Here is a 14525-nt window from a genome sequence, read left to right as displayed (position 1 = left end):
TTGCAGCGCGGACTTGATGCCGCAGGCATTTCAGTGTAGAATCCCGGGTTGCTTGAATTCTCTTTTAAGCAATGCAGTAAAACAGTGTCTTTAATTTATATAAACACGCGAATCCGGTCGACAAGGGTGCCTGTATGGTGACTGATCGGATTCCAGACCCAACCCTGGAGTTAATAATGTCCGTAACAATGCGCGAAATGCTGGAAGCCGGTGTCCACTTTGGTCACCAAACCCGTTTTTGGAATCCAAAAATGGCACCGTTCATCTTCGGCCATCGCAACAAGATCCACATCATCAACCTGGAAAAAACCATGGCGATGTACCAGGACGCAATGAAGCACGTGCGTCAACTGGCTGCAAACCGTGGCACCATCCTGATGGTTGGCACCAAGCGTCAAGCTCGCGAAATCATCGCTGCTGAAGCACAACGCGCTGGCGTGCCTTTCGTTGATCAACGTTGGTTGGGCGGCATGCTGACCAACTTCAAAACGATCAAAACCTCGATCAAGCGCCTGAAGGACATGGAAGCGATGGTCGAAGACGGTTCGATCGAGAAGCTGTCGAAAAAAGAAGCGCTGATGTTCTCCCGCGAAATGATCAAGCTGCAAAAATCGATCGGCGGCATCAAGGACATGGGCGGCGTTCCTGACGCAATCTTCGTCGTCGACGTCGGCTACCACAAAGGCGCGATCACCGAAGCGGCCAAACTGGGTATCCCGGTCATCGGCGTTGTCGATACCAACCACTCCCCAGAAGGCGTGAACTTCGTGATCCCAGGTAACGATGACTCCTCGAAAGCCATCATGTTGTACGCTCGCGGTGTTGCTGACGCAATCATCGAAGGCCGTGCAGCTGCCGGTAACGAAGTTGTTGAAATGGTTAAAGCAGCCGCTGGCGACGAATTCGTCGAAGTAAACGAACAGGCTTAATGGCCAGGCTATCGCAGGATAGCCGTTTGTAAGCACAGCAGTAAGGGAAAAGGGGTGGCAGCAGCTCCCCCTTTTTTTTAACAAAAAAACGATAGTGACCGCTGGCGAGGCATGCATGCCCGGCCGCGACTATCGACTCACCGAATCAGGAGAAACACATGGCAGCGATTACAGCAGCGATGGTAGGCGAATTGCGCGGCAAAACCGACGCACCAATGATGGAATGCAAAAAAGCACTGACCGAAGCCGATGGCGACATGGCGCGTGCGGAAGAGATCCTGCGCGTCAAACTGGGCGGCAAGGCATCGAAAGCATCGGCACGCATCACCGCTGAAGGCGTCGTGGCAACCTACATCGCCAACGGCGTAGGCGCCCTGGTCGAAGTGAACTCGGAAACCGACTTCGTTGCGAAAAACGACGATTTCCTGGCACTGGCCAACAACGCTGCCCGTCTGGTAGCGGAACACAACCCGGCTGACGTCGCTGCCCTGCTGGCCCTGCCACTCGATGGCAAGACCCTGGAAGACGTGCGCGCCGCCCTGATCGGCAAAATCGGCGAAAACATGACCATCCGCCGCTTCCAGCGTTTCGAAACCAGCGCCAAGCTGGCATCGTACCTGCACGGCTCGCGCATTGGCGTGATCGTCGAATTCGACGGCGCCGATGAGCAAGTGGGCAAAGACGTGGCCATGCACATCGCTGCAATGAAGCCAGTGTCGCTGTCGTCGAACGAAGTTCCAGCGGAACTGATCGAAAAAGAGCGTTCGGTTGCACAACTGAAAGCCGAAGAAGACGCAGCCAAAGCGGCCGCCGAAGGCAAGCCAGCGCAATCGCCGGAAATCCTGGCCAAGCGCCTGGAAGGTTCCGTACAGAAGTATCTGAAAGAAGTGTCCCTGCTGAACCAGGCTTTCGTGAAAAACGACAAGCTGTCGGTTGAGCAAATGCTGAAGGCGGCTAACACCACCGTCAAAGGTTTCGCCATGTACGTAGTGGGCGAGGGCATTGAGAAGAAGCAAGACGACTTCGCAGCAGAAGTCGCAGCACAGATGGCTGCCTCCCAGGGAGCGTAAGTAAAGCGGGCCGAGAGGCCCGTTTTTTTGGCCCGCCCGCACCCGTCGTGCCGGGCGGCGGCATGGGCAGCTTCCTCCCGCCTATCCGGCGCTGCAAGGCGTTGTGCCATGTCATACTCGAATAACCTCATTTATGGAGCCCCAGCTCATGTCAAAACCAGCCTACAAGCGCGTCCTCCTCAAGTTGTCCGGCGAAGCCCTGATGGGCGATGATCCCTACGGCATCAACCGCGCCACGATCGAGCGCATGGTGGCCGATGTGGCCGAGGTGGCAAAGTTGGGTGTGGAACTGGCAATCGTGATTGGCGGCGGCAATATCTTCCGCGGCGTCGCGCCCGGCGCGCAAGGCATGGACCGTGCCACCGCCGACTACATGGGCATGCTCGCCACCGTGATGAATGCACTGGCCCTGGCTGACGCCATGCGTCACGTCGGTATCACGGCGCGCGTCATGTCGGCCATCGGCATCGAACAAGTGGTCGAGCCGTACGTCCGCCCGAAAGCCCTGCAATACCTGGAAGAAGGTAAAGTGGTCGTCTTCGCCGCCGGTACCGGCAACCCGTTCTTCACCACCGACACGGCAGCGGCCCTGCGCGGTTCCGAGATCAGCGCCGAGATCGTCCTGAAGGCCACCAAGGTCGACGGCGTCTACACGGCCGATCCGAAGAAGGATCCGAACGCCACTCTGTTCAACACGATCACGTTCGACGACGCCATCGCCAAGCACCTGCAAGTGATGGATGCCACGGCATTCGCCCTGTGCCGCGACCAGAAACTGCCGATCAAGGTGTTTTCGATCACCAAGCCAGGCGCGCTGATGCGCGTCATCATGGGCGAAGATGAAGGCACGCTGGTCCACGTCTAAATTAGTATTGGTAGTCATTTCAAGATTTATTATCATTAACAGCGCCTGACAAAACCGTCGCGAGCGGAAGGGAGAGGTGGCCGAGAGGCGCAACCGTACCGAGGTACGGTGAGCATCGCAGGCCGCCTATGCCGACGCGCAGCAGGTTTTGACAGGCGCCACCACAGGAGAGCAGCATGTCCTTAGCTGACGTTAAAAAGAACGCCCAGGAACGTATGACGAAATCGCTGGAAACACTGCGGGCCGACCTGGCCAAAGTGCGTACCGGCCGCGCCCATACGGGTATCCTGGATCACGTGATGGTCGAATACTACGGTTCGCCGACGGCGCTGACCCAGGTCGCCAACGTGACCCTGATTGACGCGCGCACCATCGGTGTGCAGCCGTACGAAAAGAAGATGGCTTCGACCATCGAAAAAGCCATCCGCGACGCCGATCTGGGCTTGAACCCATCGGCACAGGGTGACCTGATCCGCGTTCCGACGCCGCCGCTGACGGAAGAGCGCCGCAAGGAAATGGTCAAGCTGGTCAAGAGCGAAGCGGAAGACGCGAAGATTGCCGTGCGTAACATTCGCCGCGATGCGAATGAGTCGCTGAAGAAACTGGTCAAGGAAAAAGCCTGCTCCGAGGACGACGAGCGCCGCTCGTCGGAAGAAGTGCAGAAGCTGACGGACAAGTTTATTGCCGACATCGACAAGATGGTTGTCGACAAAGAAAAAGAAGTGCTGACGGTCTAGTTTTCAGTGCTTTTGACGCTGCCCGGGAAAGCATGGCTTTTCCGGGCAGTGCTATTTGGCGCATAATAGTTATCTTTTATTTTTGGTATTCGTGTTTTCATGATCTATTCGAGTTCGACAACGGCAGTACCTGAGGTGGGCACGGTGCCGCGCCATGTGGCAATCATTATGGATGGCAATGGCCGCTGGGCAACCAAGCGCGTCCTGCCGCGCGTGGCTGGCCACGTCAAGGGCGCGGACGCCGTGCGCCGTGTCGTCGAGACCTGTCTCGATCGGGGCGTTGAATACCTGACCCTGTTTGCCTTCAGTTCGGAAAACTGGCGCCGCCCGGAAGAAGAAGTGTCGATGCTGATGCGCCTGTTCGTCACGATGCTGGAACGCGAAGTGGTCAAGATGCATGCGAACGATATCCGCCTGAAGGTCGTGGGCGACCTGTCGCGGTTCAACGAGCAGCTGCAGACGCTGATCGCCAACGCGGAGCGCAAGACGGCCAACAATACGCGCCTGACGGTGTCCATCTGCGCCAATTACGGTGGCCGCTGGGACATCATGCAAGCAGTCAACAAAATGACGGCCGAGGCTGCCGCCGATGGCCAGCCTGCCGCTCACGCCTACACGGAAGAGCAACTGGCGCCGCACCTGGCCATGGCCTACGCGCCCGAGCCCGACCTGTTCATCCGCACGGGCGGCGAGCAGCGCATTTCCAATTTCCTGCTGTGGCAACTGGCGTACACCGAGCTGTTTTTTACCGAGACTTTCTGGCCCGACTTCAATGACGAGTGCCTCGACGCGGCAATCGCGTCTTACCAGCAGCGCGAACGGCGCTTTGGCCGTACCAGCGCGCAATTAACTGAAAAGACAAACTGATGCTGAAAACACGGATAATCACCGCCCTGGTCCTTCTGGCGGTCTTGCTGCCGGTTCTGTATCTGAATTATTTCCCCGCCTTCGCCGTGATCGCCACGGCGTTCTTCGGCGCCGCCGTATGGGAAAGCTTCCGCATCTTCAAAAATCGCCAGGCGCTGCCGATCGCCGCCGTCTGGACTGCCGCCTTCGCCTATACGTTCTTTGTCGGTAACGGCATGGCGCAGCTCAATTTCTGGTTCGCCCTGTGCGTGGCCATCTGGCTGATCCGCTTCGTGCCCTCGCTGGCGACGGGTTTGCCGCCCACCGAAGGCCTGGGCAATACCTTGCTCAGCCTGGTGTACCCGGTGACCATCGTCGGCTGCTTCGTTGCCATCATCGCCCTGTTCCTGCATAGCCCTTTGTACCTGCTGTCCGTCATGGCTCTCGTGTGGATCGCCGATATCGGCGCCTATTTCTCGGGCAAGGCTTTCGGCAAGCGCAAGCTGGCGCCAAGTATTTCTCCAGGTAAATCTTGGGAAGGCGCCATCGGCGGCGGCATCGCCGTGCTGCTCATTTCCGCCATCACCATCGTGGCCGCGCCATCGCTGCCGGTCTTGCAAGACACCTTCGCCGTGCAGCTGCAATTGCGCCGCGGCTGGCTCGTGGCCTTGCTGGTGCTGTTGCTGGTCGTTGCCGCTAGCATCGTCGGCGACCTGTTCGAATCCCAATTGAAGCGCCGCGCCGGCATCAAGGACAGCAGCAGCCTGCTGCCTGGCCATGGCGGCGTACTTGACCGTATCGATGCCTTGATCCCGGTCCTGCCATTTGCCGCCCTCGTGGCCAGCTGGCTTTAAGGAAACTCATGCAATACATCACCATCCTTGGCGCGACCGGCTCGATCGGCGTGTCCACCCTGGACGTGCTCGCGCGTCATCCCGAGCAATACAGCGTGTATGCGCTGAGCGCGCACAGCCGCGTAGCCGAACTGGCTGCCCAGTGCCTGCAGTTCCGTCCCCGGCGCGCCGTCGTCGGCACGGCGGACGCCGCCCTTGAACTGACGCGCTTGCTGCGCGGGCAGGGCGTCGATACGCAAGTCGAGTACGGCGTGGAGGCCCTGTGCGCCATCGCCAGCGCGCCGCAAGTGACGGGCGTGATGGCGGCCATCGTCGGTGCGGCCGGCCTGGCGCCTACCCTGGCGGCGGCGCGTGCTGGCAAGAAAGTATTGCTGGCCAATAAAGAAGCGCTGGTCATGTCCGGCCAGCTGTTCATCGATGCCGTGCATGACAACGGCGCCGTGCTGCTGCCGATCGACAGCGAACACAACGCCATTTTCCAATGCATGCCGCACGCCCATGGCCGCGTGCCTGGCGCCGCGGGCGTGGCGAAAATCGTGCTGACGGCATCCGGCGGCCCCTTCCTCACGCGCGACGTCGAGACGCTCGACGCGGTTACGCCGGACCAGGCGTGCAAGCATCCGACCTGGGCCATGGGCCGCAAGATTTCCGTCGATTCGGCCACCATGATGAACAAGGGCCTGGAAGTGATCGAGGCGCACTGGCTGTTCGGTGCGCCAGCCGACCAGATCGAAGTGCTGATCCATCCGCAAAGCGTGATCCATTCGATGGTGTCGTACATCGACGGTTCCGTGCTGGCCCAGCTGGGCAATCCGGACATGCGCACGCCCATCGCCCATGCGCTGGCGTATCCGCAGCGCATCGCTTCCGGCGTGGCGCAGCTGGACCTGGCGCAAGTGGCGACCCTGCAGTTCGAGCGTCCCGATTTCCGCCGTTTCCCTTGCCTGGCGCTGGCGTTTGACGCCTTGCGCGCGGGCGGCACGGCGCCGGCCCTGCTGAACGCGGCCAATGAAGTGGCCGTGCAGGCATTTCTTGACGAACGGATCGGCTTCCGCCAGATCGACCGGGTCATCGCCCACGTGATCGAGACGGTGCCGCATGGCGCCGCATCGAGCATCGAAGCCGTGCTGGAGCAGGACCGCCTGGCCAGGGCGGCCGCGCAAGCGTATATCGCCCAAAGGCTGGCTGCATGACGCTCATCACCACTTTATTGGCCTTTATCGTCGCGCTCGGTTCACTGATTACCTTGCACGAACTGGGCCACTATCTGGTGGCGCGCTGGTGCGGCGTGAAAGTGCTGCGTTTCTCGATCGGCATGGGAAAAGTGGTGTATTCGCGCAAATTCGGCAAGGATCAGACGGAATGGGCGATTTCCGCGCTGCCGCTGGGCGGCTATGTGAGCATGCTCGACAGCCGCGCACAAGACCTCAGCGGCTTGCCGGAAAGCGAATTGCGCCGCGAATTCACGCGCCAGAGCGTGTGGCGCCGCATCGCCATCGTGGCCGCCGGCCCGCTGGCCAATTTTCTCGTCGCCATCGTGCTGTACGCGGGCTTGTTCATGCATGGCATCGAAGAGCCGTCGAGTAAACTCGGCCCCGTTGCCGAGCAGACGCCAGCCTACATGGCGGGCTTGCGCAGCGGCGACACGGTTGAAGCCGTCAATGGCAAGGCCGTGTCCAGCTGGTCCGAGCTGCGCTGGGAATTGATCCAGGCGACTCTCGACAAGCAGCCGGCGCGCATCGAAGTGCGCCGGCCCGACCGTGGCCAGCAGGAAGCGACCTTGCCGACGGCCAGCCTGACGGAAGCGGACCTGGAAGGCGACGTGCTGGGCAAGCTGGGCCTGACCCTGGCCCGTTCCGCGCCCACGCTGATGGAAATCATGCCCGATGGCGCCGCCGCGCGCGCCGGCCTGCAGAAGAACGACCAGATCCTCGCCATCGACGAACAGCCCGTGCACGACGTGGCGGCCGTCATCGCCACCCTGAGCCAGGCGCCGGGCAAGACCTTGCAATTGCAGCTCCTGCGCCAGGGCCAGGGCCTGACCCTGTCCATAACGCCGGACGCCGTGCCGGGCGCCGGGGCGGAGGGAGCTGTAACAGTTGGTAAGATACAGGCAAAGCTGGGACAGGTGCCGGATATGATCACCGTGGCATCGGGACCGTTCTCTGCCGTGGGCAAGGCGTCTGCCAAGGTCTGGGATACCAGTGTCATGAGCCTGAAAATGCTGGGCAAAATGATCACCGGCCAGGTGTCGCTGAAGAATGTGACGGGACCGATTACCATTGCCGATTACGCGGGCCAGACGGCGCGCATCGGCCTGGTAAGCTACCTGAGCTTCATTGCCTTCATCAGTATCAGTCTGGGCGTGATGAATTTGCTACCCATTCCTGTTCTGGATGGCGGGCATTTGCTGTATTATTCGCTGGAAGTTTTGACCGGACGCCCCTTGCCGGAGCGCGTAGGCGAGATTGCCCAGCGCCTGGGGATCGGTTTGTTGCTGACCTTGATGGTGCTTGCCGTCTTTAATGACGTGTTGCGATTGCTGAATTAGGGCGGTGGTTGATGCCATTGCGTGAGTCGCACAAGCAATCTTTTGTGTATGTTGTCCATTGATTTACCCATTGAATAACCCCAATGAAATTACATTCTGCTCGTTTTGCCTTGCCTTCCTTTCGCCGCAGCCTGATCGGCGCCGCCGTCATGGCCTTCTGTTCCGGCCATGCCCTGGCCGTCCAGCCATTTACTGTCAAGGATATCCGGGTCGAAGGGATCCAGCGTACTGAAGCGGGCACCGTGTTTGCCTACCTGCCTGTGCGCGTCGGCGAAACGTTCTCGGACGAGAAGAGCGTTGCCGCCATCAAGGCCCTGTATGCGACGGGCATGTTCAAGGATGTGCGCCTGGAAGCCGATGGCGACGTGCTGGTGGTGCTGGTCGAGGAACGTCCGGCCATCGCGAGCGTGGAATTTACCGGTACCAAGGAATTTGAAAAAGACGTGCTGGTCAAGGCACTCAAGGAAATCGGCGTCGGCGAAGCCAAGATTTTCGACAAGGCCTCCGTCGACCGCGCGGAACAGGAACTCAAGCGCCAGTACCTGTCGCATGGCCTGTACGGCGTGAAGATCACCACCACCGTCACGCCGATCGAGCGCAACCGCGTCAACGTGGTGTTCGCCGTCGACGAGGGCGACGTGGCCCGCATCAAGCAGATCAACATCGTCGGCAACAAGGCGTTCAGCGACAAGGAACTGCGCGAACAGCTGGCCCTGAACACGGGCGGCTGGTTCAGCTGGTACACCAAGGCCGACCAGTATTCGAAGACCAAGCTGACGGGCGACATCGAGGCGCTCAAGTCCTATTACCTGGACCGCGGCTATATCGAGATGCAGGTCGACTCGACGCAAGTGTCGATCACGCCCGATAAAAAAGATATCTACCTGACGATCAACATCACCGAAGGCGAGAAGTACAAGATCGCCGGCACCAAGTTCGAAGGCGAGATGTTCGGCCGCGAAGAAGAACTCAAAGCGCTGAACCTGATGCGCGAAGGCGACATCTACTCGGGCGCGCGCCTGACGGCGACCAACAAGCGCATTCAGGACCGCCTGGCCACGTTCGGCTATGCGTTCGCCAACGTCAACGCGAATCCCGAGATCAACCGCGAAAAGCATGAAGTGGGCTTCACCTTCTTCATCGATCCGGGCAAGCGCGTGTACGTGCGCCACATGAATATCGCCGGCAATACCACCACGCGCGATGAAGTCATCCGCCGCGAATTCCGCCAGTTCGAATCGTCCTGGTACGACAGCAACAAGATCAAGCTGTCGCGCGACCGTGTCGACCGCCTCGGCTACTTCAAGGACGTGACCATCGACACGCCGGAAGCGCAGGGCACGACCGACCAGGTGGACGTCAACGTGACGGTGGTGGAAAAGCCAACCGGTAACTTCCTGATCGGCGGCGCGTTCTCGCAATCGGAGAAGTTCACCCTGTCGGCATCGATTTCGCAAGCCAACTTCGCCGGTAGCGGCAATACGGTCGGCATCGAACTCAATACCAGCCATTACAGCCGCACGATCGCGTTTTCGCAGACCAATCCGTATTTCACGGACGATGGCATTTCGCGCAGCTTTGAAGTCTACCTGCGTACGACGGAACCGCCGGCGCTGAACATCGGCAGCTACAAGATCAAGCAGACCGGTGGCCGCGTCAGTTTCGGCGTGCCGTTCTCGGAAGTCGACACCGTCTTCTTCGGTATCGGCGCCGAGCGTTCGCGCATCGAAACCGACATCACCAGCCCGATCCGCTTCAAACAGTACGTGATCGACAATGGCGGCCCGTCCGATGGTATCGGTTCGGCCACGACGAATTCCATCCCGCTGACGGCGGCATGGCAGCGCGACAGCCGCGACAGCGCCCTGACGCCATCGATCGGCCGCTACCAGCGCGTCAACCTGGAGGCTGACCTGATCGGCGACCAGAAATACTTCCGTGCCATTTATGAGCACCAGTATTTCCGTCCGCTGTTCAGCAAGGTCACCCTGGCGCTGAAGGGCGAGATCGATTACGGTCACGGCATCGGCAAGCACGTGTATCCGGTCTTCAAGAACTTCTACGGCGGCGGTATCGGTTCGGTGCGCGGCTACCTGAGTTCCTCGCTGGGCGCGGTCGAACCGAGCACCAACGATGCCCTGGGCGGCGCTTCGCGCCTGATCGGTAACGCGGAACTGCAGATGCCATTCCCCGGTTCGGGCAATGACCGCAGCTTGCGCTGGTTCGGTTTCCTCGACGGCGGCCAGGTCTACCAGGAAGGCGAAAAAATGCGGATCTCGCAATTGCGCTATTCTGCTGGCTTGGGCATCAGCTGGATTTCACCGGTGGGCCCGCTCAAGCTGAGCTACGCCAAGCCGCTGAACGCCAAGCCGACGGACCGCCTGGAGCGCTTCCAGTTCCAGATGGGTACCGGTTTCTGACCGGACCCTCTGAACCGGGGCGACAGCTTTCACTTTTTGACCATGGAGTATCATGAACACCGCATCCGCTACCCTGCCCAAGACCCTTGCCGTGATCGCATTGTGCTGGAGTTCGCTGTTGCCGGTGCAGGCGCAGGCTCAGGAGTCGAAGATCGCCTGGATCAGCAGCGAACGTATTTATAACGAATCGAGGCTGGCCAAGCTGGCCAGCGCCAAGCTGGCCGAAGAGTTCCGCTCGCGGGAAAAAGCCGTGCAGGAACTGGCTGCCCGCTTCAAGGTGGCCAACGAAGCGCTGGAAAAGGACATGCCGACCCTGAGCGAGGCGGAGCGCGCCAAGCGCCAGCGCGAGTTTTTCGAGCTGGACAAGGAACTGCAACGCCGCCAGCGCGAATTCCGTGAAGACCTGAGCCAGCGCACGAACGAAGAGCGCAGCGCCATCGCGGAAAAAGCCAACACCATCATCCAGCAGATGGCGCATATCGAGGGATATGACATCGTGCTGCAGGAAGCCCTGTGGGCCAGCCCGCGCATCGACATTACCGACAAGGTCTTGAAGGCGCTGGACAAGTAACAGCAACGGTTTTAAGCCTGACAGTGCCGTAGCGAGCGGATGTGAGTTGTGGTTGAGAAGCGGATCTGTGCGAATGTACGGGGCCGCCCGAGGCAGTGAGCATCGGATACCGCAAATCGCGCCGCGCAGTAGGCATAGTCAGGCGTTTTTATAAGGGTATATCGATGGGCACTCGACTAGGTGAATTGGTCGAACGCTTCGGCGGACAGTTGGCGGGCGATCCGAACCTGGAAGTTTCAGGGATCGCGCCGCTGGCCGACGCCGGCGCTTCGCACATCAGCTTTCTCAGCAATAGCAAATTCCGCGCACAGGCGGCCCAGAGCGGCGCCGCCGCGCTGATACTCACGCCGGCCGACGACGCGTTGATCGGCGGCGACTACGCAGGCGCGCGCATCGTCACCCCGAATCCCTATGTGTATTTCGCGCGCGCGGCGCAGTATTTCGCCGCCCTGGCCGAGATCAAGGCGCCCGTGGGTATCCACGCCAGCGCCATCGTCGATGATGGCGCGCAGGTCGACGCCACTGCCTCGGTCGGGCCGCGCGCCGTGATCGAAGCGGGCGCCGTGATTGGTGCCGGCTGCGTCATCGGGCCTGGTTGCGTGATTGGCCGCGATGCCGTCATCGGCGCCGGCACCCAACTGTTCGCCAACGTGACCTTCCACGCGCGCTGCGTGATCGGCCAGCGCGGCATCATCCATTCGGGCGCCGTGATCGGCACCGACGGATTCGGCTTCGCCAACGAAGGCGGCGTATATATCAAGATTCCGCAGACGGGCAGGGTGGTGATCGGTGACGATGTCGACATCGGCGCCAACACCACCATCGACCGCGGCGCGCTGGCCGACACCATCATCGAAGATGGCGTCAAGCTCGATAACCAGATCCAGATCGGCCACAACTGCCACATCGGCGCGCACACGGCCATGGCCGGCTGCGTCGGCGTGGCCGGCAGCGCCATCATCGGCAAGTACTGCACCTTTGGCGGCGCCGCCATGGTGCTGGGCCATCTGACCATCGCCGACCGCGTCCATGTGGGCTCGGGCAGCATGGTCTCGCGTTCGATCGCGGAGCCGGGCCAGTACACGGGTTTTTATCCGCTGGCCAAGAACGCCGACTGGGAAAAGAGCGCCGCCATCGTGCGCAACCTGTCAAGCATGCGCGAGAAGATCCGCGCGCTTGAAAAAACAATTAAAACACTGACCACGCAAGACGAAAAATGACTACTGAAAAAAAGACCCTCGACATCCTCGCCATCAAATCGCTGCTGCCGCATCGCTACCCGCTGCTGCTGGTCGACCGCGTGCTGGACTGGGAAGCCGATAAAACCATCACCGCCATCAAGAACGTGACGGTCAACGAAGAGTTCTTCCAGGGCCATTTCCCGCACAAGCCGGTCATGCCCGGCGTGCTGATGATCGAAGCGCTGGCGCAGACGGCGGCCTTGTTGTCGTTCCTGTCGATGGGCGTGAAACCGGATGAAAATTCGGTCGTGTACTTTGTCGGCATCGACAATGCACGCTTCAAGCGTCCAGTCGAGCCGGGCGACCAGCTGAAGATGGACGTGGAAATCCTGCGCGTATCGCGTGGCATCTGGAAATACAAGGCCGTCGGTACGGTCGACGGCAAGCTGGCGGTGGAAGCGGAACTGATGTGCACCATCCGCAGCGCCCAGGATGCGAGCCAATCTGCGAGCCATCCAGCGGGGCAGTAACATGGCGGCCATCCACTCCACGGCAGTCATCGATCCGAAGGCCGAGCTCGACAGCTCGGTCGAGGTGGGTCCGTACACCATCATCGGTCCGCACGTGCGCATCGGCGCCGGCACCAAGGTTGGCCCGCACGTGGTCATCGACGGCCACACGACGATCGGCAGCGACAACCACCTGTTCCAGTTTTCTTCCATCGGCGCACAGCCGCAGGATAAAAAATGGGCGGGCGAGGCGACGCGCCTGGAAATCGGCGACCGCAACACGATCCGCGAATTTTGCACCTTCAACACGGGCACCGTGCAGGGCGGCGGCGTCACGCGCCTGGGCAATGACAACTGGATCTCGGCGTACGTGCACCTGGCGCACGACTGCCTGGTGGGCAACAACACCATCTTTTCGAACAATGCCCAGATGGCGGGCCACGTGGAGATCGGCGACTGGGTCATCATGAGCGGCTTCGCCAACGTGCACCAGTTCTGCAAGATCGGCGCACACGCCTTTGTCGGCATGAGCACCAGCCTGACGCAGGACGTGCCGCCTTTCGTGCTCCTGAACGGCAATCCGGCGCAGGCGCATGGCGTCAATATCGAAGGCTTGAAACGCCGCGGCTTTACGCGCGAGCAGATCAACGGCATCCGTACCGCGTATAAACTCATCTACCGCTCGGGACTGACCCTAGAAGAATCCAAGGCAGCCCTGTTTGAAGAAGAAGCGGCATCGTCGCCCGAGGTGGCGCAACACATTCGCGCCATGCGTGAATTCCTTGGCGTGGCCTCGCGTGGCATCGTCCGCTGACCATTCCAGCGACCTGTCGGTCGCCATCGTCGCCGGCGAGGTGTCGGGCGACTTGCTGGCCAGCCGGCTGCTGTCCGGCCTCGTGCCGCAGCTGCCCGGCGCGCGCTTCCATGGCATCGGCGGCGAGCACATGGCAAAACACGGGTTTGTGTCCGACTGGCCGCTCGAGAAGCTGACCGTGCGCGGCCTGTTCGAGATCATTCCCCGCTACCGCGAGATCAAGGGCATCCAGAACGCGCTGCGCGACCGGCTGCTGGCCGAGCGTCCCGCCGTCTTCATCGGCGCCGACTATCCGGGTTTTAACCTGGGACTGGAACAGCAGCTCAAGGAAGGCGGCATCCCCACCGTGCACTACATCGGGCCGCAGATATGGGCCTGGCGCGGCGGGCGCATCAAGAAAATCATCAAGGCCGTCTCGCACATGCTGGTGATCTTCCCGTTCGAGGAAGAAATCTACCGCAAGGCGGGCGTGCCCGTCACCTATGTCGGCCATCCGCTGGCCGAAATGATCCCCCTGCAGCCCGACGAAGCGGCCGCGCGCCGCACCCTGGGCTTGCCCGAGGATGCCAATGTGGTGACCCTGATGCCGGGCAGCCGCATGGGCGAACTCAAATACAATACGGCGGCCTTTGTCGGCGCCTGCAAGCTGCTGCTGGCGCGCGACCGCTCGCTGCGTTTCGTCGCGCCCATGGCCGGCGAAAAACAGCGCCAGTACTTCCTGCAATTGATCGCGGAAGCGGGCCTGAAGGACGTCGAGATACTGCTCACGGACGGCGGCTCGCACACGGCCATCTGCGCCGCCGATGCGGTGCTGGTGGCGTCAGGCACGGCGTCGCTGGAAGTGGCGCTGTACAAGAAGCCGATGGTCATCGCCTACAAGATGATGCGCGCATCGTGGGAAATCATGCGCCACATGGGCTACCAGCCGTGGATCGGCCTGCCCAATATCCTGGCGCGCGACTACCTGGTGCCCGAACTGCTGCAGAACGCGGCCAGCCCGGAAGCGCTGGCCGAAGCGATGTGGCAGCAGCTGAGCGACGTGCCGGGCCGTTTGCGCCTGGTGCAGCGCTTCACGGACATGCATCACAGCCTGCTGCGCGACAGCGCGCAGGAAAGCGCGAATGCCGTCATGCAGGTCATCGCCGCCAACCGCAAGTAAGCACCGTTTCAATCGCAGT

General features: G+C 60.9%; 14 protein-coding genes. All 14 read left to right on the top strand.

Annotation, left to right across the window (positions count from 1 at the left end):
- Positions 1-176 precede the first annotated feature (176 nt).
- Positions 177-929 (top strand): 30S ribosomal protein S2, encoded by a 753-nt coding sequence (rpsB, locus tag BLU39_RS18470; RefSeq protein ID WP_086145236.1) that lies wholly within the window; start codon positions 177-179, stop codon positions 927-929.
- A gap of 158 nt (positions 930-1087) precedes the next feature.
- The gene (tsf, locus tag BLU39_RS18465) at positions 1088-1999 is read left to right on the top strand and encodes a translation elongation factor Ts (RefSeq protein ID WP_092715573.1); all 912 of its coding nucleotides are present in this window, start codon (positions 1088-1090) and stop codon (positions 1997-1999) included.
- Positions 2000-2147: 148 nt separating this feature from the next.
- On the top strand, positions 2148-2864 hold the full coding sequence (gene pyrH, locus BLU39_RS18460) for a UMP kinase (RefSeq protein ID WP_092715775.1): 717 nt from the start codon (positions 2148-2150) through the stop codon (positions 2862-2864).
- 176 nt (positions 2865-3040) lie between these two features.
- On the top strand, positions 3041-3601 hold the full coding sequence (frr, locus tag BLU39_RS18455; RefSeq protein WP_092715571.1) for a ribosome recycling factor: 561 nt from the start codon (positions 3041-3043) through the stop codon (positions 3599-3601).
- A 99-nt stretch (positions 3602-3700) separates the two neighbouring features.
- Positions 3701-4468 (top strand): polyprenyl diphosphate synthase, encoded by a 768-nt coding sequence (uppS, locus tag BLU39_RS18450; protein WP_092715569.1) that lies wholly within the window; start codon positions 3701-3703, stop codon positions 4466-4468.
- Positions 4468-5301, top strand: coding sequence for a phosphatidate cytidylyltransferase (locus BLU39_RS18445; protein WP_092715567.1), 834 nt, complete (start codon positions 4468-4470; stop codon positions 5299-5301). Before uppS ends, BLU39_RS18445 begins: the two co-directional genes overlap by 1 nt.
- Before the next feature lie 8 nt (positions 5302-5309).
- On the top strand, positions 5310-6494 hold the full coding sequence (gene ispC / locus BLU39_RS18440; protein WP_092715565.1) for a 1-deoxy-D-xylulose-5-phosphate reductoisomerase: 1185 nt from the start codon (positions 5310-5312) through the stop codon (positions 6492-6494).
- A complete protein-coding gene (rseP, locus tag BLU39_RS18435) occupies positions 6491-7852 on the top strand; it encodes an RIP metalloprotease RseP (RefSeq protein WP_092715563.1) in 1362 nt (453 codons plus the stop codon). Before ispC ends, rseP begins: the two co-directional genes overlap by 4 nt.
- 83 nt (positions 7853-7935) lie before the next feature.
- Entirely contained in the window at positions 7936-10272 is a 2337-nt protein-coding gene (bamA, locus tag BLU39_RS18430; RefSeq protein ID WP_092715561.1) for an outer membrane protein assembly factor BamA, read from the top strand.
- 52 nt (positions 10273-10324) lie between these two features.
- The gene (locus tag BLU39_RS18425; RefSeq protein WP_046684967.1) at positions 10325-10843 is read left to right on the top strand and encodes an OmpH/Skp family outer membrane protein; all 519 of its coding nucleotides are present in this window, start codon (positions 10325-10327) and stop codon (positions 10841-10843) included.
- Positions 10844-11007: 164 nt separating this feature from the next.
- A complete protein-coding gene (gene lpxD / locus BLU39_RS18420) occupies positions 11008-12063 on the top strand; it encodes a UDP-3-O-(3-hydroxymyristoyl)glucosamine N-acyltransferase (RefSeq protein WP_092715559.1) in 1056 nt (351 codons plus the stop codon).
- Positions 12060-12554 carry a 3-hydroxyacyl-ACP dehydratase FabZ gene (gene fabZ / locus BLU39_RS18415; RefSeq protein WP_092715557.1) on the top strand — a complete coding sequence of 165 codons (495 nt, stop codon included), beginning with the start codon at positions 12060-12062 and terminating at the stop codon, positions 12552-12554. Before lpxD ends, fabZ begins: the two co-directional genes overlap by 4 nt.
- A 1-nt stretch (position 12555) precedes the next feature.
- Positions 12556-13347 (top strand): acyl-ACP--UDP-N-acetylglucosamine O-acyltransferase, encoded by a 792-nt coding sequence (lpxA, locus tag BLU39_RS18410; RefSeq protein WP_092715555.1) that lies wholly within the window; start codon positions 12556-12558, stop codon positions 13345-13347.
- Positions 13331-14506, top strand: coding sequence for a lipid-A-disaccharide synthase (gene lpxB, locus BLU39_RS18405; RefSeq protein WP_092715553.1), 1176 nt, complete (start codon positions 13331-13333; stop codon positions 14504-14506). Before lpxA ends, lpxB begins: the two co-directional genes overlap by 17 nt.
- Positions 14507-14525 lie beyond the last annotated feature (19 nt).

The sequence above is a fragment of the Janthinobacterium sp. OK676 genome (genome assembly GCF_900103595.1).
Classification (GTDB): Bacteria; Pseudomonadota; Gammaproteobacteria; order Burkholderiales; family Burkholderiaceae_D; genus Janthinobacterium.
This window is presented reverse-complemented; position numbering and strand designations above follow the sequence as displayed.